We start from the raw sequence: 23571 nt of genomic DNA on the forward strand, positions 1-23571 counted from the left end.
TAACAAGGGGCTCAAGGAAGAGCGCTTACTCTCCAAAACTTATTTTAAGATTTAAAACCCAATAAAAAGACCCTTCCACTAACTTATTGTAATTTAATATAGTTTTCATCTTTATTTGTATTGATTATTATACGTAAATCCCTAAAGTATTTTTTGACCAAAAATAAAAAAATTGTCTATATTATAAATAGGTCAAATTGGTTTTATAAGGATGTAACCAATGGAGTTGGAGCAAAAAAACAGGATTATTAAACGTTTTTTAAAAGAAAAAAGTGAAAATCCTGTTGCAGTAAAAATGCAAAATATGGATCGGACGCTGTATACCGATTTTGAAAAATTATTAGATCATATCGATCTTCATCATAATGGTTTATTCAACCTGCAAACCCTGGAAACAGACCCAGATCAGTGGCGTGAGTTTTGTGGCATCATTAAATATTCTACTACTTTTGAAAAAGGGGGATCCCCTCCTCTATTAAAAAGCGTGGACCTCAAAAAAGCTGAAGAAGGCATACGTTATACCCGGAATGCCCATGAAATTCTTCAATTACCCAAAGATGACTACTACGAACGCCCAACGTATATTCCTCAAAATGTAGATACTGAGTTAGAACATTTAATAGTTAGCTGTAGAGCAAATCTTTATACCTTGACCCAGACCTTTCCAGACGCTAAACCCTTTGACGCATCAAACTCAATACATATAACATCATTAATCCAACGGTATGAGGAAGAAATAGAGCGATTATCTAATGATAAATCACAAAGAGAAAAGTTAGAAAAAAAATTAAATATACTTTTGGATCTCAATAAAATAAACGAATTAAAGCGAATTAATATTCCGCAAGATAATGGAACAGAACTTTACTATTGCACCCTCCAAGAAAACGTAGGCGGTGTAACCGAAAAAATCTCATTAATTAGTCTTGGGACTGTAAAAGAACAGTTGCGTCGTCTTTGTGCGAAAGAGGACGGTTTCAGTATTGAGGATTATCACACTGAAAGAGAACTCTATAAGCTCAGCACCGAAGCCATTATAAAATTACCCAAACACGGTGATATTAAAGAAGTTCAACATGAGGCTATGGCACTAAATATTTCCCGATTACTTGAATTAGATACGACGGCCACAACTACAATTTTCCATAATGGACACCCTGCCTTATTTATCCCTTTTTCAGAGATTCGTTTACTTAGCGAGTTTTCTTTAGGAAAATCATTCTATGCATGGTTAGCAGGAAAAACTTATACACATTATTCAACGATTAAACCCCTAGGTGAAGGAATTCAATCGGATTGTTTTATTAATGATTTTGGGAACGCTCTTGGTTTGCTTTATCTATGTAGTGATACCGATACAATTGGTGGCAACTGTCAAAACAAGGCTTTAAAAACAGCAAAATCACTTTTTATTTTTGATCAATCCCTTATGGATACACACAAATTTATTCTTGATTCACGCTTGTGTTTGATACCCGTAGAATTTTTTAAAAAACATACTCGCCATGGTTTAGGACGCAATCGTACTATCATTGAAGATTCCTCAATGAGTTCCAAATTTCAAAGCATCATGCAATTACGCTCCATAGGCGAAAAACTGAGTCAATATCTCACTCATGTCGCATGGCAACATCAAAAACAACAAAACCGGATTAAACGCCAATTTAAAAAGCAATTAAGCCTCGAAAAACAAAGCCAATTAACAACTAATCTGAGCGACTTGATCGTGCTTGAAAAAGACGCAGAGATACTCCGAACTCGAATTATGGAGCGTCTTAAGTACATCGATGAAATGCTGCCGCAAACAAGCGGTAATGTAGGTATTTTAGAGATTAGACAAGTCTTAATTTTTGAAAAGTTACTGCATAATCCTATATTATTCAGTGATGATGGTCGTCCATTTAAATATCCATGGACTTACAGACAACTTAATAAAATTAAGAAAATAGAAGACCTAGGTGATAACTTAATCCAATTAACTTTTAGTGATAAGGTTTCTTCACTTCTGTTGGATTTTATTAAGCGACGTGGTGGGGGTGAATCTATTACGATTACCTCTTCTAAAACAATAACTCTAACTAAAGTTCATCTAGCAGCTTTAAGAGAGGATTTGCTTCATCCCGAACATAGACTGGTACTGGATCTTTCTACAAACTATTTGGATCCAGCGGATTTGGATCTCATCAAGGAAGCATATAAAGCCGGAAATAGAACTTACATTATGAACACGATTACAACGTATCGTGAAAAAATGAATTCTTCAATTCCTATTGATGAACAGTTGAAATGCATCACGGAGACCGAGAAACACCTCAAAGAACATATTGATAGGGCTTATGATAAAGGTTTTGGCATGCATGTCCTTAAAAAATTCTCTTTTGACGCGCAACAACAACTACAAAAGCTAATGATTGCTTCAAAAATCCCAAAAAATCTAAGTGCAGCATTTATCGCTGCATTGAAGCTGGATAGAGTATCTGAATTTAATGCTGTAGTATTAGAAGCAGTAAGGCAAGATAAAATAACAAATCAGGAATTTACTGACTTTCTGGACGAATGCATCCTTAGAGTGGAAACTGCAACCAATTACACTGAAGCACAGCATGAAAGTCGAATGCTCTCTGACTCTGCGAAAAAAGTGATATTGAAATTGGAAGCATTGTCAATGCCTTGGATGCACGTTTTAACAACAAATTTGTTTCAAAATGAATCGAATCAAACTGAATCCAATGAAATCAATGAAACAAAGGAAGAGAAGAAAGAAGATGAGTGGATAACACAATCATCATCAAACTCATCAGCATTGGATATGAGACAAGAAGAACAACTAAGTATGTCGTGTAATTGAAGTCAAGGAGACTTGTTTACTAAAATGCAGTTAATGGAGCTACTATGCCTATACATGAAAGACGTCAACATTTTCGGGTAGAAGATCATATTTATTTTAACTACCGAATTATGGAACCAGGGGAACTGTGTCCTGATCGCGCAGTTGTAGATCAACTTTTAGGAAAAAATGGACAGCGATATCTTGAGGCAGCACATTATTTTCAAGAAATTGATTATGAGTTGGCAGAGTTGACCCAAGTCATTGCCCTCAAAGAACCAACAGTAGCCCATTACCTGAACCTACTCAACGCCAAAATAGATTATTTATCACGACAAATGTTAATGACAAATACCATTCAACTGCGCAAAGTCAATATCAGTTTAGGTGGAATGGCATTTAAAACTCCAGATCTCATTAAAGAGAAAACTCTTTTAAAATTAGTCATCTATACAAAACCCAAAATGATACCCATAATCGTTGAAGGAACTGTAGTCTATAGTCAGTACCAAAACGAACATAATTATCGTACAGCAGTATGCTTTAATGGATTAACGAATGAACAGGAGCAAATTTTATCCCAACATATTTTACTGGCGCAGGCAAAACACCGGTCCGACTAAAAATATATATTTTTAACTACACAAATGCCGAATAATACGTAAACTATGCAACGTTTATATGTTGGAAATAAGAGGCAAAACATGACCAGAATAGTACATTGCTGTAAGTTAAAACAAGAATCCGAAGGTTTATTAAAACCCCCCTTCCCTGGTGCATTAGGAGAACGGATTTATAACGAAGTATCAAAACAAGCTTGGAATATGTGGTTATCCCATCAAACCATGATCATCAATGAATATCGTCTCAATTTAATGGAAGCTAAAGCCCGTGAGTTTTTAAAAGAAGAAATGCAAAAATATTTTTTTGGTGACGGCTCTGAAAAACCAGCAGGTTACACCCCTGAATAATTCAAAACGAATAAATATTAAAATCCCGTTATAAGGTCGGGCTGAATTATCCCACCAGCTACCCTGTTATTTGTTTTTTGGTTTTTGCTAATTGTTAATTCTATTCTTATTAAATTTCCTACGTCCTGCGGCTTGTCCGCGGGATCCAGAACTAAATGGATTTGTACTTTATCGATTAGCAAGCATATAAGTTTCCAAGAAAAAGCGTCAGAATAAATGATAGTGCTCTTAAAAAGTCCAAAGGCAAAAATAATTTTCAAAAACCTCCCTTTACTCCAAAACACTGAGCAAATACAACACAAATAAGAAGATCCCTCCCAACTTGATCGAGAATAATCCATAAAGCATTCATTTAGAACTTAAATAAGGACAACTATTAACCATAAATCGAACAAAAAACATAAAGTGTAAAATAAAGTATTCCTTAGTACTTAAATGTAAAACCTAATCCCAAAAAAAAATGATTTTTTTTAAAAAAAAATGCATTCAACACTTGACTCAAAACGCTTCTCGGAGTCTAATAGCAACCCTCGGGGCCAGATAGCTCAGTCGGTAGAGCAGAGGACTGAAAATCCTCGTGTCGGCAGTTCGATTCTGCCTCTGGCCACCATGAGACCCGAGTATAATCAATAAGTTATAATCGACTTACCTAATATGCAAAAATCACTTGCGTGACTATTGCGTGACCTAGTAGAAGTTTTAAAATTTTAAAGAACTATCACCTTCTCTTTATGAATGCTTCTATCTATGTTATTCCGATTTGCCTTACGAACTAAAGTGAGTACGACCCCACTTTGTTTCTTTGAGCAAACTTTATTTGCTGCTTCATATAAATTCTGCAACTCTGCTGAAGAATAGTGTGTGGTGATTCGTCCTGAACGATGGCCAAGTAAATCCTGTCTATCTTCAAAACTTACACCCTCTGCCCGCAATCTACGACCAAAAGTATGTTTCAAATCGTGTACACGAACATGCTCTAAATTAACTCTTACTCTTGCTTTTCTCCAAGCAGTTGCATTCATTCTACTTACTGGCTTACCCTGATATGTAAATACATATTGATTATGCACATTTCGTTGGCTTTCAATCACTGCCCGTGCAACATCGTTACATACAATCAATCTTTCCTCACCATTTTTTACCAACACACCAGGTATTATAAATACTAATATGTTCGGTAAGGAGGGTATTTTTACTTCCCAATCCCAACAAAGCTGACAAACTTCTTGCTCCCTACATCCTGAATTAACAGCAAATAATGCCATTCTCTCAAGATGTGTGGGCAATTCTTGAAAAAGCCGTTCCTGCTCTTCCCAATTTAAAGGACAGGGTTTTCGCAGGTCATTCTCTGGCAAAAGTTTTATCTTTGGAGCACTCGCAAGCCAGGTTAAACCAAAATCATCAATCCACTCAGTAGAAGCCAAGTTAAGAATACGTCGAACAACTTTTAAACCATGATTTATTGTTCGTGTTTTAATTCCATCTTTTCTTCTACTATCAATGAACGGTTGCAGTGTACCCGCATGAATCGCATCAATAGATATGTTACCAATATACTTAACTAAGACTCGTAAACGTCCCGCATCAGATCTCAGGCTTTTCTTATGCTGGTTTTCATTCAGAAACTTAGTAGCCGCTTCTATAAAAGAACGTTTTGGCCTAACCCCATAAACGGATGCTAAGCGTATCTCTTCAAGTCGTCTAGCTAAGTATTTTTCCGCTTCATCGAGACTGCCTGTTCCAGTGCTTTCACAAAGTCTTTTTCCAAAGATCTTTTTATCAATGTACCAGATACTCCCGCGTTTCTGCAGGCCTGGTGTTCTTTTTCGTCCCATTGTTCCAAACTCCTTTGCTTGGTTATCGCAGGACGACCACTACACTGCTTATAGTCGTCTACCCAAGCATCTAAATCAAGTCTATCGAAAGCTATTCCTTGTATCCCAATTGGTATCTCTGTTATAGTCGGTCTAACTTCTTCATTAAAGCGATGGCGATCCATTCCTAGATAAAATGGAGCATCCTTTAGACGAATAAGTCGAGGCAATACATTGACATTTAACATAAATTTACTCATGTATGGGAAATTAAAAACACGATTTGTTTTTTGAATTAAAACATTTTGTTTTATATAATGCAAGATAAACTATCCCTAATTTATCTTCAATCACAATCGCGCAATTGGAATGCGCTAGAAAACTAACTCATACAAATAATCTTAATAAACTAATAAATAGATCGTTAATTAACAAAAGAAAAAGAAATCGAGCACACCTTTCGCACAATAAATAATGCAACATATCTTTATGATTATTAAATTTTTTTAGTAAAATCTAAAGGTTTATAAGCAATAAATGACGGTGAATACAAGGTGAATTATATGGTGTAAGGAATTCATTATCTAATCATATTTTTTACCTTCTCTTCACCATATTTTCACCAACAACTCACTACAAATAATTAATTATCATATTATCTATTAGTGATTTTTTCATGATAGAGTTAAAAAATGCGGGTTTTGCGAACGTTATCGCTTTTGAGGCTAAAAAATCTATTTTCATGCATTTGTTCTATTTCGAAGTCACTACCTGCTTTAAGTCTACTATTCACAGTTATCATACTTAATAGTGAAAGTTACAAGGCGAAATTTATTATCAACCAATGAAATAGCATTGATTCAAATTCCCAAGATTTGCGATCCTGACTCTAGGAATACATATTAACCCCTGCCCTACTACTTCTGGAACAACATTATTGTCAAGAATATCAAGCAAAGTCTTTCCTAGAACTGGTTTCATTGCTGTTCTTTCTTCATTTTCCATCCAGTAAAGCTGGAGATAAACTTTTGTTGCCTTAGGATTGTCAAACCCAATGTAAGAAAAACTTTCTTGAATAACACCACTATGAGCAGTGTTTACATCCATATTAGGTACAACTAGCAGAGCTTTATGAATCTGCTCGAAAAGACTTTTGAAATTAATAAGATTAGCATTAATATTTTGAGAAATGGTGAGCGTCAACTGTGGCATTATTTAATTCTTATATTCAATCCATCCTTTCCAAATTCAGAAAATTAGCGTCTCTGTTTCACTAACAACTTGAATTTGACCTGTTTTACCTTTGTAAAGTGTGGTTTTACGATTAATCAATATATTAGATTGATCTTGCACTTGGTTGTAACTTCCTCTTCCAAGGCCTATTACAATCTATAATCACCAGTAGATGGACTAATCTAGTAATTTATTTAGTAAAGTCTCTAACTCATTTTGATTTAATCCATGATAAAGAATATTTTTAGATTTTTGATTTTGGAAACTTAGGTATGCAATAGTTTCTATCTCTTCTATTTTGTTCCTCACAATATTTAAAGAACTCATACAAATATTTCCTCGTCCCTTTTCATTAACCCTCTCTACATCTATGTAAGGCCTAATTTTACCTTTGATCAGATTTTATAATATTAGGAGTTTAATCCCAGCCCTTCCCTTTTAAAAAACCATAATATTAGTCCTCACGTAGTTAGAAAATATTTAATTCACCGTAGCTAATAGAATAAACATTACATAATATCATTCGAAGTGGCTATTGCTTTGGCAATAAAAATACCAATAACTTTTAAGGCCTTATCAATCTGATGAATTTTTATTTGTGCAGCTTTAAATGTTGTACCGGTAGTTAATACATCATCAAAAATAACAACACTTTTATTTTTAAGTTTATTGATAAAATTCTCGTCAATTCCTAAATTTAGTAGTTTTTTTTGCACATCTCTATCATTTGTCTTATGGCTTTCGTCCACCGATTTTTTAACATAAAGAGCATCAAAAAAAATAAATTCAGGAATAGCAGCACTAACCAAGTCTAATATTTTAACTAACCTATTATCATGATTTTCATCCCCAGGTGCTTTTGATGGAGGAGCAGGGATCCATAAAAAATTAGTTAATTCAGGATGTTTCTTAATTGTCTGTATTAACCACTCAGAAATAGTCGCTATACTCTTTGCTTTGTACTTTTCTCTCAGGGGACTCTTACGAATATCTTGGGGTGAAATTTTTAAATTCGAAACGATCTGCTTTTGTTCATTATCAAATATACTAGACCATGAATCGTATGTCATATAATAATAACATTTATCATTTTCTTCTAGGGCAAAGCGATTTCTCTCTAATTCCCAATTTTCTAAAGCAAGTATTTTATACATCAAAGTAAATGATTCAATATATCGTTTGTGCTTTTAACACGAATGGCGCCTAATTTCTCAAATTTTTCAGGCCATGTTAAGTTTTTATTTTCAAAATTATTGTTAAGAATAAATAATTTTCTTTTTTGTTTAATTGCTGCTGTTGCTTGTGTTAATGAGCCCGAAGTATTTCCCGCTTCTACAATGATTGTTGCCTCACTGATTGCAGACATAGTTTTATTTCTTTCTGGAAAATTAAAGCGATTACTTTTAGGATTTCCACTCTCATATCTAATAATTGGAACTTGCGAGATTAACAAATGATCCTGTGCAATCAATTGTTGAAGAGATCTATTTTCAGGGGGATAAAAATGAGTAATTGGTGTTCCTATTACAGCGATAGTTCTACCTTTTAACTCAATAGATGTTTTGTGTGCTGCAGTATCTATTCCCGAGGCCAATCCAGAAATTATTGTTAAATCCTGAGATACTAGCTCTTTAACTAATTTCTGTGTTCTTTTTATACCAGTCTCAGAGGGCTTTCTCGATCCTACAACGGCAACTCCCTTAGTATATAGATAATCAAGATTACCTTGATAATATAATAGAGGAAGAGGATATTCCGCATCATTCAATTTAGATAAATAATCTATAGTACCTCTAATAAATACGTTTAGATTAGGAATAGGGGCTTTATTAAATCTTTCCAAAACAAGATTTAAATACTTTTGTGCAATATCCTTTTCAACTAAATCACTCAAGCTAGTTGCATGTGATTTTTCAATTAAATCAACAAGTTGCTTATAGGAAGATACCTTCTCATTTAAAAGATATTCATAGGAGCCAATTTCCAGAGAAGGAGATAATGCGAACATAATTACTCTACGTTTCTTAGTATAGATATAAATATTTCCTAAATAGGAGAATCAAATTTATTGTTAAATGTATTAACATTTAATAATGAAGTGTACTAAAGAAATAGTCAAATAGCGATGAAATGAGAATTCATACTTAAATATATGACTTCGAAAATCTTTCAGTTACCTTTTATTTCTGCTTTTGGAGCAAAAGCTCGGACAAGTTTAGGACTGATTGCATTTCTGCAGCATAAGCTTTATAAATATCACTTAGTTTAGTCATTCTTTTTCCCTATGAAATTGGATAGCTTGCCAAGGTAGCTAACACATGTTCCGGATCATTCTTTATGGCTCTTAGTAAGCCCTTAGCAGGTCCTCTGCTCCCAATTTCTCAAGGTTCATGGCCCATAGCGTTAAGCATAATTAATATTTAATTTAATCATAATTAGCTAAATAATTGCCGCCCTTTTAAAGATCACAAGGTCATTCGCATAAAGACAAACCATCCTGAATAAAATTATCAGGCAGCGACATTTTAGAGCTTTCCAATCCAGGCTCCAAATTAGGTTTCCAAATTTCTTCGAGTTTTAAATATTTACGCGTGCTTTGTGCTATTCCATTTACTCCGTATTTTTTTCCATCATTGGTAATAAAAATAACTGCATTATGAGGCTCACACGCTAAGTAGCCTTCATTTACTGTAAAGGGCCATTTAGCTCCAAATTGTTCTTGAGAATAAAATTTAGTATTCTCAGCATAAGTAACAAGTGGAAAAAAACACAGAAATACGAAAGTATTTATTTTCATAATTTATTCCATTAATTTAATCTTCAAGATAAGTATATACTTAATGGGCATTATTTAAGTAGAAAAGCTACGTCATTAATCAAATGACGTACTATTTTTTATTATCACAGAAGTTATCAATCATTTATATTGGTAAATATTAATACAGATTTTATTATGCATTAATCAGGTATTTCGTGACATGGCGTTAGATAATTAGAGCTGACCTTAGTTTTAAGGATAATCAGACTTTTTAAACATTATTTACGCCTAATTTCCCTCCCCTCTTCCTATCCCTGGTTTTACGATTAATCTGAGCTACTCATTGCATTCTGAATTTCTGTTTTTATATTGTCTAAATATTTAAGTAAGAGTCTTGTTTGAAGAATAATTAAGCAATTGGGCGAACAACAACTAACCAATATTAGAGTTGAGGCTAACAGATATATATCGAACACTTTAGCGAGTATTTATAACTACTTGCAATATGGCAATAGAAGTATAAAAACAATAACAAAAAAGGATTTATTTAATGTAAAAAAAAATGAATATTTAAAAAAGCATGCAGTATTCTCTTTTATGAATGAGTTAAGACACTATACTCAACATTATGGGTTTGCTGCCCCAGCACTTGAAATATTTAGAGGAATTAAGGAGGATGATGGCAATCAATATTTGGAAACAAAACTAAAACCTTCTAGTTTAAAAGTGATTCTGACTTCTATGACCATTATAAACAGACGGGGAAGGAAAATCCCGAAATGGATAAAATTCGAAAAGATTCTATCAACAATCTTTTAGAAGAAAATGATTCAGATATGCGAGATATTACGACACTTTAGGACTTTCTTGGATCAGCTATGGAATATGCATAAACAAATCAGGGTTGAGCATCTGCAGAAAGGAAAAGAGATTCTGAATAAAGATACCCTCAGTTATTTTGATAGTTTTGAAGTGTCAAAAAGCATTGATGAAACAAATAGCTCATCAGCCATACCAGTCAGAATCATATATAAATATAGCTCTATAATTAAAAAATATAAATTATCGCATTTTCAAGAATGACCCCGTAAAAATACCTTATCCATCGCAAACTTCATTATTATTATTTGCTATCCCTGTAAATTCAATGGTAATTTTCTTTGACTTTTCTCGATACTACCCTGTAGGAGATAGATAAGGTACGTTATCTATCTCAAACAATTTTGTTTTATAAATACTAAACTCTATTAAGATATATTCCCTGCAAACTGGAAATGGTTGGAGCAGCAGTTTTTATTATTGGATCTATTATAGAATCTATGCTCATTAATTTTTAATACAGAGCATGCTACAACTAACTTGACCACGTGTCGCTTTAGATTTCATATACATTGTTACGCTACTAAAAACTGAACTCACATCACAAGACCATCCATTCATACTAATCCCAACTTGATCTCGTCCATCAATTGAAATACCTGAAAGCACACACATTTTATATTTGTCTTTAAATTGTGTTGGTAAGGGAATGTTACAATTTATTATTTTCTCGTCACCTCCGGAATTTCTGAATTCTCCTTCATATTTCTCATCATGGAATCCCTTTTTCATGAAACATAAGTGTTCTTCTTGATTGATTTCAGCATAAATAAAAAAACTATCTTGTTTATTATCACTTGAACATCCATTTAAAAACATTAGCGGAAAAATAATAGTTATTATTGCTACTTTTTTATATATCAACATAAAAATCCATTTTATGAATATTTCATTTGATTATAGCTTACAATTGAAGTCGCGCATCCATTGTCCATTTCGCACTTTTTCTTATCATCAAACGATTATCGATTGTTGGGTTAGCCTGAACCTACCTCGTCAAGAAGAAGGCCACCCTTCCATGAGAGCGTAAGATGTGCCGAGAGTTCACATTTCGACAAACAAGATTTGTTAAAAATCCAATGTACTGCTTTTCTAATATTAGTGGACGGAAATGTTCTAGTAGAAAAAGAACTTGGCTTGATATTGAAATTATAAACAAATACAAAAGGAAATCTCTTCCTCAAAACGATATCATTGATCGAAAAGTTTATTTTAATTGGGAAACACATGTTTCCTTATACTAAGGCAGATATCCAGAACTAAATTACATCTAACTAATAGAGATTTAAAATGCCTTTAGAGGCAACGAGGGACTTTTAATTTATTCCAGGATCCGACAATATCCTTGGATTTGAGAAGGCATTGGTCCAATAATTGGGGCATAGATATGACGGGAGGTGACGGCAATATAAGCTTTTTGAAAAAGAAAAGTATTTGATGGTTCAGAATTAATTCTTTTATTCCCCAAATAGAAGGGAAAGACAGTTGTATACATTAAATTTCCCACATCAGTAACTTCAGTAAATGTAATCCCACTAGGTGACCCAAAAGCTATAACATCAGTAGCACCCAAATTACCTATCATCCTAGCGTGCTTTTTATTTGAAAGATCAATATTGTCAAAATGAATCGCATTAGACATATGATCTTCCTCAAGTTTCATTGTTTTTCCCTGCCAATTTGCAATCATGCCTTGAGGAAAATAGCATTCTATAGTTTTTGCTGATTTAAGTTCATAGATAGCTGTTTCGTATTCTGGTGGACGTTTACCCAGGTCAGAGGGCTTAGATTGAGGAGATTGTGGAGGTGTATTATTAGCAGGGGTAGTTTGTATCTCCGTTATCGGCTCTTCACTATAATGAGTGACGCCAGAAGAGTCTACCCATTTATAAATTTTACCATAAGCACAATTACACAAAATAACAATAATAATAATAATGATATTCTTCATAAAAAATCCATTTAGATAAAATATCTTTTTAAAGTATAGAGTGAATACCTCATTTTTTCTTTTTTCATTATCTCGGTAGATTGTGTGCATAATCCTAAGTTTTTCCTCCCCAAATTATTAATGAATTGGAAGATTTTGCATAAAACTAATTTTAGTAGAGAAATTAATTGAAGTACTAATCCAAGCTTATACGACAACTATTGCATTGCTATAACATTAAACGACTCATAATCTTTTAATTATCCTTTTAATAGATCTTTTTCACCAGGTCGGTACAAATGATATTTATAATGTTTGATTAGGAATATGCAAATCGCTATAGTCGATAATTCAGTTATATAAATTTGTAACATGCCTAAAACCTGTCAGAATTCTGCGTTACTATTTAACCCATCAGAAAATTTTTTAAATGATCTTAAATAGCTATATATGATTGAACAATCCTTCGATACACTATCACGACATCCCGACTTTCAAGTTTTAAAGCGGGTACCTATGCAAATTAAAGAACGTGCGACTCAACCTTCATCCAAAGTATTTATGACGACCATAATTGATTTGGAAACAATGGGCATGGATGCAACCCAACATGAAATCATTGAAATAGGTATGCTTTTCATTTTTATTTTCCAATGAGGACGGAATTCTAGAAATTAAGCATTCTTATAATGAACTGAATGACCCTGGCAAACCAATACCTGCTGAAATTACAAAAATTACAGGCATTCATAATGAAGATGTAATGAACAAGGCAATTAATTGGGACTTTGTTTTCCAAGTGCTAAAAGAGAGTCACTTAATAATATGTCACAATGCTCAATTTGACCGTAATTTTCTTGAATTACAAACACCTGAAGAGATAAAGGAACGAGTTACTTCCCTCCCCTTCGGTTGCACAATAAAAGATATCGATTGGAAAGAGCGGGACTATGAAAGCTCGAAGCTTGATTATCTTAACTGGAAGTTGGGATATTTTTATGATGGCCATAGAGCGATTAACGATTGCTGGGCGACCTTGAATCTTCTGCTTCAAGAACAAGGCGCTGAAAATCATTAAATTTTAATTTAACAAAAAGAGTGTGTATTGAAGACAATGCTCCCGCACCTTTAATTCGCGGCCCAAGACGTACCATTAATTCTGGTAAAGCTGCAAAACAGGCTTGTACATCCGGTAAGTCCTGCAAATAAGTTTCTTCAACACTAATGGATTTGCGAATACGCTCAGGATTAACAGGACGCTCATCAATTCCACGTGCTAAATCATAAAGTCGCTGCCCGATAACACCAAATTCATTGGATAAATATTCCATGGAATAATGGTGTAAATCACCACATGTTTTAATATTCAAAGAGTTTAATTTTTCCTAAACCTCCATGCGTATAGGCCGTAAGACAAGGTGGCGACATAATTTCAATGCCTGTGCTGTGGGCATGGCTGAGCGAACCCCATATGCTCGTGCCGCATAATTGCACGTTGCAATAACCCCTCTTCGGTCAGCCGCTCCAGCAACCGCGATGGGTTTATTCGCAAGCTCAGGAAAATCACGCATTTCGATTGCTGCATAAAAACAATCCATATCAATATGAATGATTTTTCTTATCGGATTCCTCTTTAATTCATTCATGATAAACCCCTTTAATACAAATGAACTTGAGGAACCTCAGACCATCGCGTGGTATAGGCAGGTGATTTAAGCTCAGCACGCATTGCCCAGGGTTTTGAATAGCCTTCCGCTGCGAGTCGAATTGTGCTTCGTCCAAATTTTTGGTTGATTCGGTCAAACACACTCATCAGTTGTTCCGTATGATCTAATTGTTCATCACTCGGCTGATGAAATAGATCCAATTGTCTTGGGTTTTTAGGAATTAAATCTTCAAGACAAACGCCAGCTTTTTTATAGTAATATCCTGGTTTAAAAATACGTTGCAAACATCGTTTGGCGATTTTGGTAATCAGGCGCAAATCATCGGTTGGATTGATAAAACGAAACTCAATGGATTGAAAGTGTTGCGCCAAATCTTCCCGAAACCGATTGGTATGTACAAAAACCAAAATGCGCTGAGCCACCAATTTCTGGTTGCGCATTTTCTCAACGGCTCTGGCACAATGGCTACTCACCGATTCTGCAATAGAAGGGTATCGGGTTTGCATCTGTCCAAAACTTTTTGACGACATGATACTTTGTTTCGGTTCAATTTCTTCTAAACCATTACATTTGATTCCTTGAAGTTCCATGGCCGTACGCATTAACACGACATTAAAACTCTTCTTCAAAAGATGAGTATGGGTCATTGCCAAATCATAGGCAGTATGAATCCCTCGGGCAATTAGTTTATTTTCCCATTGCCGCCCTACTCCCCATACATCCCCTACTGAAATCTGCTTTAATAATTGCTCACGATTCGACGTGATATTAAATACCGGAATCTTAAAGACCTTTTTACATAAATGATTCGCCACTTTAGCTAATGTTTTTGTAGGTCCAATGCCTATGGAAGTAGGTATTCCTGTATGTTTTAAAATTTTCTTCTGTAATTGCTCACAAAAAGAATCATGACAGTCAACCGGTAAAGTCCTTAAATCAAGAAACGCTTCATCAATCGAGTAGATTTCAAGGTGTGGCCAGTTTTCCTCAATGGTGCACATCACTCGATGGCTGATGTTGCCATAAAGCGTATAATTTGAAGAAAAAGCTTTCACTCCATGCTGTTTACACAAGTTTTTAATTTTAAAATAAGGCTCACCCATCGCAATTCCTAAGGCTTTCGCCTCATTCGAACGCGCGATACAACATCCATCATTATTCGATAATACTACAATGGGAACATCCCTTAAGTCAGGGCGAAATAAACGTTCGCAGCTTGCATAAAAATTATTACAATCGACAAGTGCAAACATGTTAAGCAAGCTCATGAAGTACTAAAGTGACTACACCCCAAATCACCATTTCATCCTCTTCTGTAATATCAATGGGTTTAAATTTAGGATTGGCAGGGAGCAATTGCACCTTGCTTCCTTTTTTCGAAAGTTGTTTTACGGTGAGCTCACCATTGACTGCCGCAATCACAATACGACCATCGGACGGTTCTATGCTTCTGTCGACTAAAAGCCAATCCCCTGAAAAAATACCGGCGTTCACCATGGACTCCCCAGTAGCTTGTAAAACAAACGTAGCGGATGGATGCTTTATGAATTTGGTATTTAAATCGAGATACCCCTCAATGTAATCATCAGCAGGTGATGGGAATCCTGCTTGTATTTTGCTCGCGAATACCGGCAATTTGTAAGCCGCGCGATTCTTTAGTTGCTCTAATTCAGCAAGCTGAGATATGGGAAGACGAACTGCTTTGGTGGGCTCGCCCTTGGGACGCCCTGCCCCTGCTCTTTTTCCGCCTCGTGATGACATAATGGCTCTTTTTTTGATTTGTGTACAATTATCATAGACACAAGAAAACACGCTGTAAATCCCATCTCAAAGCTACATGGACTAAAATTCACCCTAAGTCTTCGAGAATATTAAGGAAAAAATTTTTTAAATTTTTTATTGAGACAATGGTTGCATTGCCAATGGATGGTCAAAATCAGCTTTATTCATTAAAGTGGTAACCCGATACCCTTCCAAATCCTCATAGGGATAGGGTTTCATTAAGGCCAATAATTGGGCTTTATCACATTGGGAGTTATTCAGCCAAATGGACTGAGCCACTTCATCTAAAATAACAGGCATCCGATGATGTACTGGCTCCATGATTCGATTGGCATCAGTGGTAATCAAACAACAGGAATAAATCACCTCATCTTCATGCTGCCAGATATCCCAAAGAGCGGCTACGGCCAGCAAATCATGATTCTTTTTTTGAAAAAAATAAGGTTGTTTTACTCCATCTTCTTGATGCCATTCATAAAAACCACTCATAGGCATTAAACAACGCTTGGATTTCATCGGCTGAAGAAAGGCCGGCTTTTCAAAAAGGGTTTCGGCACGTGCATTGATGAGGCCTCCTATTTTTTTTCGGTCTGTTGTCCAAGATGGAATAAGTCCCCAGCGCAACAATACACTTTGAACTTCATGAGCATTCGTTTCTACAAGACAGACCACATCAGCCCCTGGAGCAATATTAAATCGCGGGGTAATTTCAATGGAATTGGATAGATTAAATTGATACTTTAACTTGTCGTAAGACACCACATAAGCAAATCGACCACACATAATTTCGTTCATTTAAGGAGTTATTATCAGTATAGCTCCTTAACACTGATTAATGAGCACATCCTCGTGAAATACTTTCGTAAAGAAAAATTTATAACGTTTACTTTTGATTGAACCACTGGAACTAGAGCGCAGTTCAAAATAATTTTTAGTCAAGAGGGGGCTATGTTTGTCATTTGCACAAATAATTTTCTTCATAAAAGATGATAAAACCACCAAAGTGATTTTTCTTATCGAGAAGCCATTCTAAGCGATGCATTTTCTTGCCAATTTAGAATGTAAGGATTTTCATACCCCTCAATTGCAGCAACTTGCAATGCCCATTGTTTTTCCCAAGAACTTGGAGGAAATGTTTTATTCCAAGCAATAAACAATTGTCTTTGCGATGAGCTTAAGGATAATCCGTAATGTTCGGACATAAATAAATAAGCACGTGCCACGACTCCTTTGGCAGAATCGGGCGGCTCAGCACGTCGTAATTTTTTATCGATTTTCATTGTACATCCTAGATATTCGGATTGCTCAGGCAGCACGCTAAATCGATAGTTCGAACGAGCTTGATTTACTACCCCTACTTCAGGCCATAAGTTATAAAGTTCGGCCTCCACATGGCGAAATTGTTCATCGATTTTTTCACAACATCGTCGTCCCTTATAGGATTTACCATGTTTGTCCTCGCACAAAGGCTCACGCCAACATGCAAATTGCTGCCCAAAATGTTCGGCAGCCATAATATGTTCCCATTCAATACGATGCGCTCGCTTGATTGAATCAGCAGCTTGCATCCCACAACTGGCTAAATTTACTTCTTTCTCTTCATAACTGCATTGACAATATATAGTTTGTGGATGTTTTTGAAATAATTGTGCTGCAATTTTCTTAGATTGTGAAAAAGAGCCAGGAGATTGGGCATAACTTAGAGAGATAAAACATAGTAAAAGTATGTATCGAATCATTAGAACCACCAAAAAATAAGTAGGCGACATTATAAGGCTCTGTCACTTATTTTCTATTCTTTTAACTACTTTTACTTATCAGCAAAAAGGTTAAGTCCAATACGAACTCCCTCTACCTGTTTTCTTAAGTTTTTTCGCAATTTAAAATGAAAACTTATTCTTACTCACTTGGTTTAATTCGGCAAACTTACTCATTGCCGCTCTTTGCAGCTGCTCCAAGTCCTCCTGAGTTAACTTAAGTAACTCTACTGACATGTTTTTTATCAATGCATTCATTTGAATAATTAATTGCTGACAATGCTGCTCAACAATTGAACTTGTTTTTTGTTGTTCCTCGTACCAGTGCTGTAACCCAACATGAATTAATCGATTAATGATACTGGACATTGATTCATGATGTTGTATCCCCAGTGATGAAATACGGCTATGCAAATTTTCGGGTAATGAAATAGTTAAACGTTGCATAATTATCTCCTACTTTATAGTTCTAATTCTTTGACTAATTCTTTTGGTTTCTGAGAAAAAAGGTGGATACTTTTATTTGGGATAAAATTCATCTCCCTGAGATTCATTTGAATTGATTGAGCTTCCCATGATTGCTTCCTATTAATTATTGATTGAAGTGGTACAAAATTTTGTTGCTTATATCGCTCGTAATGGTTCACTAATTGTTTACTTGAAAAAACATCAAGAGAAGCAGGCTTTTCATCATTATTTCTTTGTATTGCCCAAATCAACTCTTCCTTATTATCTGTAACCAAGGTCATTCCATGTACTGCCCTAGAAATTTGTACATAGAAATTTTTTAGAGTGGCACTAAAACGATGATAAGACTCCATAAGTCCGATTCCATAACTTGCATCTTGTCCCTGGACTTTGTAATTGGTTAAGACATAGCTGTAATCAAGGTGTTTTAGGCAAGGATGGGTATGTTCCAGCTGCAAAGAAATACCATCCTTCGTTTTAAAATGAATCGCTTCGTTATTAATTTCGTAAATTGTGGCACATTGACCATTTCGAATACCTTCTGCTTTAAAATTCCGGGTCCACATGACTTTATCACCCTCATAAAGTTCAAGGGGCTTTGATTCATAAAGCTCAATAAGTCGTTCAAAAGGTGCTGTGTGGGTTTTATATTGGGGAAGATTTTTTAACGCGAAGGGGATGATTTTCCCTTGTGCATTAATAAGCGGTAAAACGTTCTCTCGGTAATGGTGCTTGTCCATTTTTCCAACAGTATAATAAGACCCCCGCGTTATCCGCCCATTAATAAAATCTTGGTTAAAACGGATTAAATTTCCTTTTTGGTAATAAGCACTGTGCCGCAGTTGAGATGCTTCTATAGATTTAGCCTTAAGCACTTGGTGCTCAAATTTATTTCCTCTTAAAACCGTCTCCTTCTTAAGACCTTGGCGAATAATTTCTGTAATTTCTTGCCGATTGGCATGAGTAGGAGCAAATAACAAGGTTTCTTCACGCTCCTGGGGAGGCAAAGACAACCACTTTTGCGCTATCCATTGAATTCGTTCCTCATGAGAATTTAAAGTTTGGACGTTAAGATGATTTAATGCCTCTTTAACGTTTCCTTGAGTCGCATAAATTACTGCATCTTTTGTATCTTTATTTTTTTGACGTACGATTTCATCCATAATGGAGGTTTTAATTCCATACTCTTGGGTGAGGCTAAAGATCCTGCCTGTATTAACGCTTGGAAGTTGTGCCTTATCACCAACCAACACTAAACGGGCACCCGTTCGCTCGACTTGCTTCAGCAGCTCATGACCTTGATGCGAGGAAAGCATTGATGCCTCATCGACAATAAATAGTGTTTTCGACAAAGAAGCGGTTGGCGCATCTTTTAGCTCCTGATGCACAATCGGAAAAACATCGGCTGTAATCCCTGCTTTTGTTTGTAGCTCATGCGCTGCGGAACTCGCTACAGTTATTCCACGTATGGTATATCCTCGCTCTTCGATTAGAAGTCGTGCCTCAGCGAGCATAGAGGTTTTAGCAACGCCTGCATAACCTTGAATTGCAGAGAATCGATCGGTATTGGTCAATAATGCAATCATGGCTTGTTTTTGTGAGGCAGTCATTGAATGAGCTAACATGGAGCTTCGCTCGTCTTGAAATGCCTCGACCCTCCCTTTTGTTGCAATAGGTTTTACACTCCCTTTATTTAGCTCAATTCGAGCAAGGGTTTCGGATTCCACTGTGAGTAGCCAAGGAGTTGTTAAAAGGGTTTTCTGGGTTTCTGGACATGTACCTTCATAAAGTGTTTGCTTTGTCTTCTCCTGCGCAATTGCTGCAATAATGGTTTCTTTGGTAATTGCTTCAGGGTAAATAAGACTGTGCTTCATTGCTTCGTGCAATAAAGTTCGCTCACTAAATACTGCAGTACGTTGACTTAGCGTTTCAATAGCTACTTGCACACAGGCCTTTGCCGCCTTTAATTCCGTGGGTTCTTTGGTGTGACGATTTATTGTGACGAAGCTAATAAGTTTCTCTTTTAATTCTGAAACCCAAGAGGTGGATTTGCTCTTTTGACCTCGATTCTTGATGAAACTATGCGCATCAAAATTAAGTTCTTTGGCACGCTCTTGCCAATCATTGTCGAGCACCTCCATATTCTGCTCTTCTTTATTCTGTCGCGTGAGAAGGGTTGCTGCAGAAGCACTTTTTGCCCCTGACCACCCTTTTTCTTCTAAATGCCGTTCAATGTCTTCTCGTCTTCTGGAAAATTCCTTTAATACTTCATCTGAAATTCCCTCTATTTCAAATAATCCATCGCCTGTAAGTCGTAAATTATACCCTGCGTCTTTAAGTTGATTGGCCAAATGCTGGCGATAAATTAACCCACAATAATGTGCATTATTTTGGATTTGCTCAATAACGCCACGATTTCGTGAAGGATCACTGGCTAAAGAACGCATCTTCCCTTGGTGATACGTCATATTCATGGTGACACAATGAGTATGTAGCGCTGGGTCGTTCGCTCGAGAACTGGGCTGCCTGAATGCCGCAATTAATAAATTATCCGTCTTCTCATAAAAGAGTTCGCCTTCTCGTCGGATGCGGGTTTCGGAAAACTCACTCTCTATTTGAGAAATCGCATATTTCACTGCCTCATCATGAAAACGAATCAGCTCCGGAGCCGCACCCAGACCAACTAAAAGGGAAACACTTTTAGGTGCGGAAAAAGTCATATCAAAACCAGGTCTATGCTCCCCTTTTAGGTTTTGCAATATTTGTCCGTTAGGTAATCGACCTTCCAACAAAGGTAACATCTGCTCTTTTTCAACAACGCCTTGTAATTGTAAATGAGCACATGCTTTACCCATCCAATGCATGGCTGTTGCATCACCTGCATAATAATTAAACGCTGCAGTATAATAATCTGCTGCACCTTGGGCTGATTTTAAAGGTTGTATACTGAGCATTCTTTGTTAGTCCATGTATTCTGTGAGTTGACGTTCTTTGCCTTTTGAGGAAACTGCCTCTAAATTTGGACCTGAGGAAGAATCGCTTTCTTGCTCCACTTTTAAAGAGTCCTCTGAGCTACAGGTTGGTACAGATCTTTCGACAAAACCTTGCGTTTGTGTTTGACGAGGTATTAATTGAAGCTGCAACTTAGTCACAGAATAAGGTCCTGGAAGACGTAAAAAACAAGCTAAATCTTGAAGTTCTAAAATTTCAGGATAAGCAACAATAGGCCGGGTTACCCGCTGACTTCCCAGAGAAATCCCATCCCGAATGCTATTCGCCCCGTAGGAGTAATTCTCTCGAGATTCTTCTATTTCCTCTTCACCCAATTCATTAGCAACAAGACGTGCCATATCACTACTGGGGCTGCGAAAGAAAAAACGGGTATTGAGCAAATCAAATAATTCACGTGCTCCACTTTGTCCATATACTTTGGTAAGCTGGGCAAAGCTTTGCATTCCTAATAAAAAACAACCTCCAAACTTTCGCACCTCAGCAATCGTCTCTCCAAGCAAAGGCAATTTATGCAAACTAGGTAACTCATCACAGACAAACCAAATACGGCGATTTCGATTTGGTTCTAAGCTTAAAAGTGTCAGCGATGCCATAGCCAACCACATCGACATCAAGGGCTTTAAGGTTTTGTGCTGCTCGCCATTGGATGAAATAAAAAGCCAGCCTTTTCGACTGTCATCCAAAATGTAATCACGTATTGAGAAAGCTGATTTATTGTGCGTTTCAACTCCTGATAAAGTCTGTAAGGATTTAAGATAGGTCGTAATTACGGAACGAATTGAAATCGCGGTTTTTTCAATCTTACCACTGACTAAGGTTGCAGCAGCCGTTCCTTTTAAGTACTCTTCCAATAAAGAAAATTCGCCAGTTAACAAAAGCCGAAGAAGCTTCTCAAGCGATCGGTCTGAGTCATGGCGCATGGTTGAAGCTACTGAGGAAAAAACAGTTCGGGCTGCATTGACCCAAAATGGATCTGATTCCCCGTGCATCGGGATAAGACTTTCGGCCATATTTTCAAAATCAGAATCCCGAGGTGCTTCTGCCCACATATCCCAATTAGGACAGCGTGCATCAAAGGGGTTTAACACAACATCCAATTCTTCTTGAAAATAATGGGAGATAAAGGAGCAGCCTTTATCATAAATGATAACGCGATCACCTCGTGTGCGTAATGCATCCAACATTTTCATGATGAGTTGGCTTTTACCCGTTCCTACGGTTCCATGGACTAAAAAATGTTGTACTTCGCTTCCCACAATTAATGGAAAGCCATCAATATGGATGTCTGAAGCAACATTATCTCGAATAATTAAATGCTTTACGTGTTCTGAAGTGCCAATACGACTTCCTCGAATAAATTGATGCTTGCTTTGTTCTTTACCCCGACGAATAAAATAAAAGGCAAGCCCCACTCCTATAAGAAAAGAAATACAAAAAGCACCTAAAGCAGATTGACCTAGGGTTCGAGTTATCTCACGTGCGTTTTCATCATAATAGGAATAATTTAGAACTTGCTGTACGTTTTGATGGTATTCCTTGCCATGAAAAGAAAGGGTGAAAACATGACTTTGGCCAATAAGATTTAAAAGTTTAGCCCAATAATACACAGAAGCATGCTGTAGTTTTTCAATTGAGGTAACACTCCAAATGATAAACCCGGTAACTAGCAACCAAAGAAATAAGCAAATCACCGTCAATGATTTGGTAATCTGATCCCACATTCTTAGGTTATGAAAACTGATTTGTCCGCCACGGGTATAATGTTTAAAATTAGGCTCATTTTGCATTAACGATTCATCCTTACTTTTAGGCAAAGCAGTGGCTACCACTGCTTGTATTTATGGCGATTAATAAATTACTTTGGTGAATTAATTTACAGAATCCCAGTGTCCTTTCTGGTCTTTTCGAAAGAACTCATGCATGACTGAAAAAAGGAGATTTAATCCAATGCGATTTATTTCCATACTCACAACAAAATAAGTAATAAGAAGGCTACCAAAGTAGGCAAACCCCATGAGAAAAAAGATGTCAGAAGACTCAGCAAAACTTGCACATAAGGCGCAGATTACTGTAAATACTCCAAAGAACAAAAGAGCAGATTGCTTTAATTTTTTGACCAGTAACGGCCCTGTTTTTAATTGATGCTCCAGATGAAAACGCACCAGAATACTGAAATTAAGTGTTTGAGTAAGTAACAGCATGGCACCAAGACTCAAAAATAAGCTCGAAAGTGCTGCATCTTGGATAATGTGCACTACTGTATCATGTGCCATAACATCATTAGACGGGTTACGGATACCTGTATAAACAAAGGTGGTTAAGATAATGAGCCATATTTTCCAAAAACCACTAAAAAATAATTTCAACAAGGCTCCATAATAAAATCGTGCCGGAATTATGTCAGGATTTAATCGCTTAATGCGCTGTATGTCTGCATCTAATGCACATTTCAATTCCATTGAATTCATTGTTT

The 23571-nt window shown here is 36.2% G+C and carries 21 protein-coding genes, 1 tRNA gene and 1 pseudogene; 7 read left to right on the top strand and 16 right to left on the bottom strand.

The genetic code is table 11. The annotated features are described in order from the left end of the window. The first annotated feature begins 220 nt into the window (after positions 1-220). From ACWTE2_RS02380 to ACWTE2_RS02395, 4 genes are all read left to right on the top strand, one after another. Entirely contained in the window at positions 221-2848 is a 2628-nt protein-coding gene (locus tag ACWTE2_RS02380; protein ID WP_454783984.1) for a hypothetical protein, read from the top strand. A 44-nt stretch (positions 2849-2892) separates the two neighbouring features. Beyond that, complete coding sequence (locus ACWTE2_RS02385; RefSeq protein WP_182390969.1) at positions 2893-3450, top strand: PilZ domain-containing protein; 558 nt, start codon at positions 2893-2895, stop codon at positions 3448-3450. An 81-nt stretch (positions 3451-3531) separates the two neighbouring features. Then, entirely contained in the window at positions 3532-3798 is a 267-nt protein-coding gene (locus tag ACWTE2_RS02390) for an oxidative damage protection protein (RefSeq protein ID WP_182390970.1), read from the top strand. 534 nt (positions 3799-4332) lie between these two features. Further along, positions 4333-4408: transfer RNA gene (locus ACWTE2_RS02395), tRNA-Phe, on the top strand. Positions 4409-4505: 97 nt separating this feature from the next. Here ACWTE2_RS02395 and ACWTE2_RS02400 read toward each other — a convergent pair. The 5 genes from ACWTE2_RS02400 to ACWTE2_RS02420 form a co-directional block, all read right to left on the bottom strand. After that, positions 4506-5633 carry a tyrosine-type recombinase/integrase gene (locus ACWTE2_RS02400; RefSeq protein ID WP_454783985.1) on the bottom strand — a complete coding sequence of 376 codons (1128 nt, stop codon included), beginning with the start codon at positions 5631-5633 and terminating at the stop codon, positions 4506-4508. 816 nt (positions 5634-6449) lie between these two features. After that, positions 6450-6824: a hypothetical protein gene (locus ACWTE2_RS02405; RefSeq protein WP_454783986.1), complete on the bottom strand. Its 375-nt coding sequence runs from the start codon at positions 6822-6824 to the stop codon at positions 6450-6452. Between the two features lie 530 nt (positions 6825-7354). Further along, positions 7355-7999, bottom strand: a complete 645-nt coding sequence (locus ACWTE2_RS02410) for a phosphoribosyltransferase (protein ID WP_454783987.1) — start codon at positions 7997-7999, stop codon at positions 7355-7357. Next, positions 7999-8853: a DNA-processing protein DprA gene (locus ACWTE2_RS02415; protein WP_454783988.1), complete on the bottom strand. Its 855-nt coding sequence runs from the start codon at positions 8851-8853 to the stop codon at positions 7999-8001. The genes ACWTE2_RS02410 and ACWTE2_RS02415 overlap by 1 nt, the downstream gene beginning before the upstream one ends. A 465-nt stretch (positions 8854-9318) precedes the next feature. Beyond that, positions 9319-9642 (bottom strand): DUF2511 domain-containing protein, encoded by a 324-nt coding sequence (locus ACWTE2_RS02420; protein WP_454783989.1) that lies wholly within the window; start codon positions 9640-9642, stop codon positions 9319-9321. 378 nt (positions 9643-10020) lie between these two features. On the opposite strand from ACWTE2_RS02420, the gene ACWTE2_RS02425 reads away from it, so the two are divergent. Next, positions 10021-10422, top strand: coding sequence for a hypothetical protein (locus ACWTE2_RS02425; RefSeq protein ID WP_454783990.1), 402 nt, complete (start codon positions 10021-10023; stop codon positions 10420-10422). 507 nt (positions 10423-10929) lie between these two features. Here ACWTE2_RS02425 and ACWTE2_RS02430 read toward each other — a convergent pair. Both ACWTE2_RS02430 and ACWTE2_RS02435 read right to left on the bottom strand, forming a co-directional pair. Then, a complete protein-coding gene (locus ACWTE2_RS02430; RefSeq protein ID WP_454783991.1) occupies positions 10930-11349 on the bottom strand; it encodes a hypothetical protein in 420 nt (139 codons plus the stop codon). A 454-nt stretch (positions 11350-11803) separates the two neighbouring features. Beyond that, positions 11804-12433, bottom strand: a complete 630-nt coding sequence (locus tag ACWTE2_RS02435) for a DUF4124 domain-containing protein (protein WP_454783992.1) — start codon at positions 12431-12433, stop codon at positions 11804-11806. Positions 12434-12862: 429 nt separating this feature from the next. Here ACWTE2_RS02435 and ACWTE2_RS02440 point away from each other — a divergent pair, with 429 nt between their 5' ends. After that, the gene (locus ACWTE2_RS02440; RefSeq protein WP_454783993.1) at positions 12863-13069 is read left to right on the top strand and encodes a hypothetical protein; all 207 of its coding nucleotides are present in this window, start codon (positions 12863-12865) and stop codon (positions 13067-13069) included. 70 nt (positions 13070-13139) lie between these two features. Further along, complete coding sequence (locus tag ACWTE2_RS02445) at positions 13140-13490, top strand: exonuclease domain-containing protein (RefSeq protein ID WP_454784431.1); 351 nt, start codon at positions 13140-13142, stop codon at positions 13488-13490. Here ACWTE2_RS02445 and ACWTE2_RS02450 read toward each other — a convergent pair. From ACWTE2_RS02450 to ACWTE2_RS02490, 9 genes and pseudogenes are all read right to left on the bottom strand, one after another. Continuing rightward, a pseudogene (locus tag ACWTE2_RS02450) lies at positions 13462-14058 on the bottom strand (Y-family DNA polymerase); the annotation flags it as partial. The gene ACWTE2_RS02445 and the pseudogene ACWTE2_RS02450 sit on opposite strands and share 29 nt — an antisense overlap. Positions 14059-14069: 11 nt before the next feature. Beyond that, entirely contained in the window at positions 14070-15347 is a 1278-nt protein-coding gene (locus ACWTE2_RS02455; protein ID WP_454783994.1) for a Y-family DNA polymerase, read from the bottom strand. Further along, on the bottom strand, positions 15334-15840 hold the full coding sequence (locus tag ACWTE2_RS02460) for a LexA family protein (protein ID WP_454783995.1): 507 nt from the start codon (positions 15838-15840) through the stop codon (positions 15334-15336). Before ACWTE2_RS02460 ends, ACWTE2_RS02455 begins: the two co-directional genes overlap by 14 nt. Before the next feature lie 135 nt (positions 15841-15975). Beyond that, a complete protein-coding gene (locus ACWTE2_RS02465) occupies positions 15976-16644 on the bottom strand; it encodes an SOS response-associated peptidase (RefSeq protein WP_454784432.1) in 669 nt (222 codons plus the stop codon). 230 nt (positions 16645-16874) lie between these two features. Beyond that, positions 16875-17600, bottom strand: a complete 726-nt coding sequence (locus tag ACWTE2_RS02470) for an endonuclease (protein ID WP_454783996.1) — start codon at positions 17598-17600, stop codon at positions 16875-16877. 141 nt (positions 17601-17741) lie between these two features. Then, positions 17742-18065 carry a hypothetical protein gene (locus ACWTE2_RS02475; protein ID WP_454783997.1) on the bottom strand — a complete coding sequence of 108 codons (324 nt, stop codon included), beginning with the start codon at positions 18063-18065 and terminating at the stop codon, positions 17742-17744. A gap of 14 nt (positions 18066-18079) precedes the next feature. After that, a complete protein-coding gene (gene mobF, locus ACWTE2_RS02480) occupies positions 18080-21040 on the bottom strand; it encodes a MobF family relaxase (RefSeq protein WP_454783998.1) in 2961 nt (986 codons plus the stop codon). A gap of 6 nt (positions 21041-21046) precedes the next feature. Next, on the bottom strand, positions 21047-22885 hold the full coding sequence (gene traD / locus ACWTE2_RS02485; protein WP_454783999.1) for a type IV conjugative transfer system coupling protein TraD: 1839 nt from the start codon (positions 22883-22885) through the stop codon (positions 21047-21049). Positions 22886-22966: 81 nt separating this feature from the next. Then, positions 22967-23566: a hypothetical protein gene (locus tag ACWTE2_RS02490; RefSeq protein WP_454784000.1), complete on the bottom strand. Its 600-nt coding sequence runs from the start codon at positions 23564-23566 to the stop codon at positions 22967-22969. Between the last annotated feature and the right edge of the window lie 5 nt (positions 23567-23571).

This window comes from Legionella nigrisilvae (assembly GCF_977063395.2).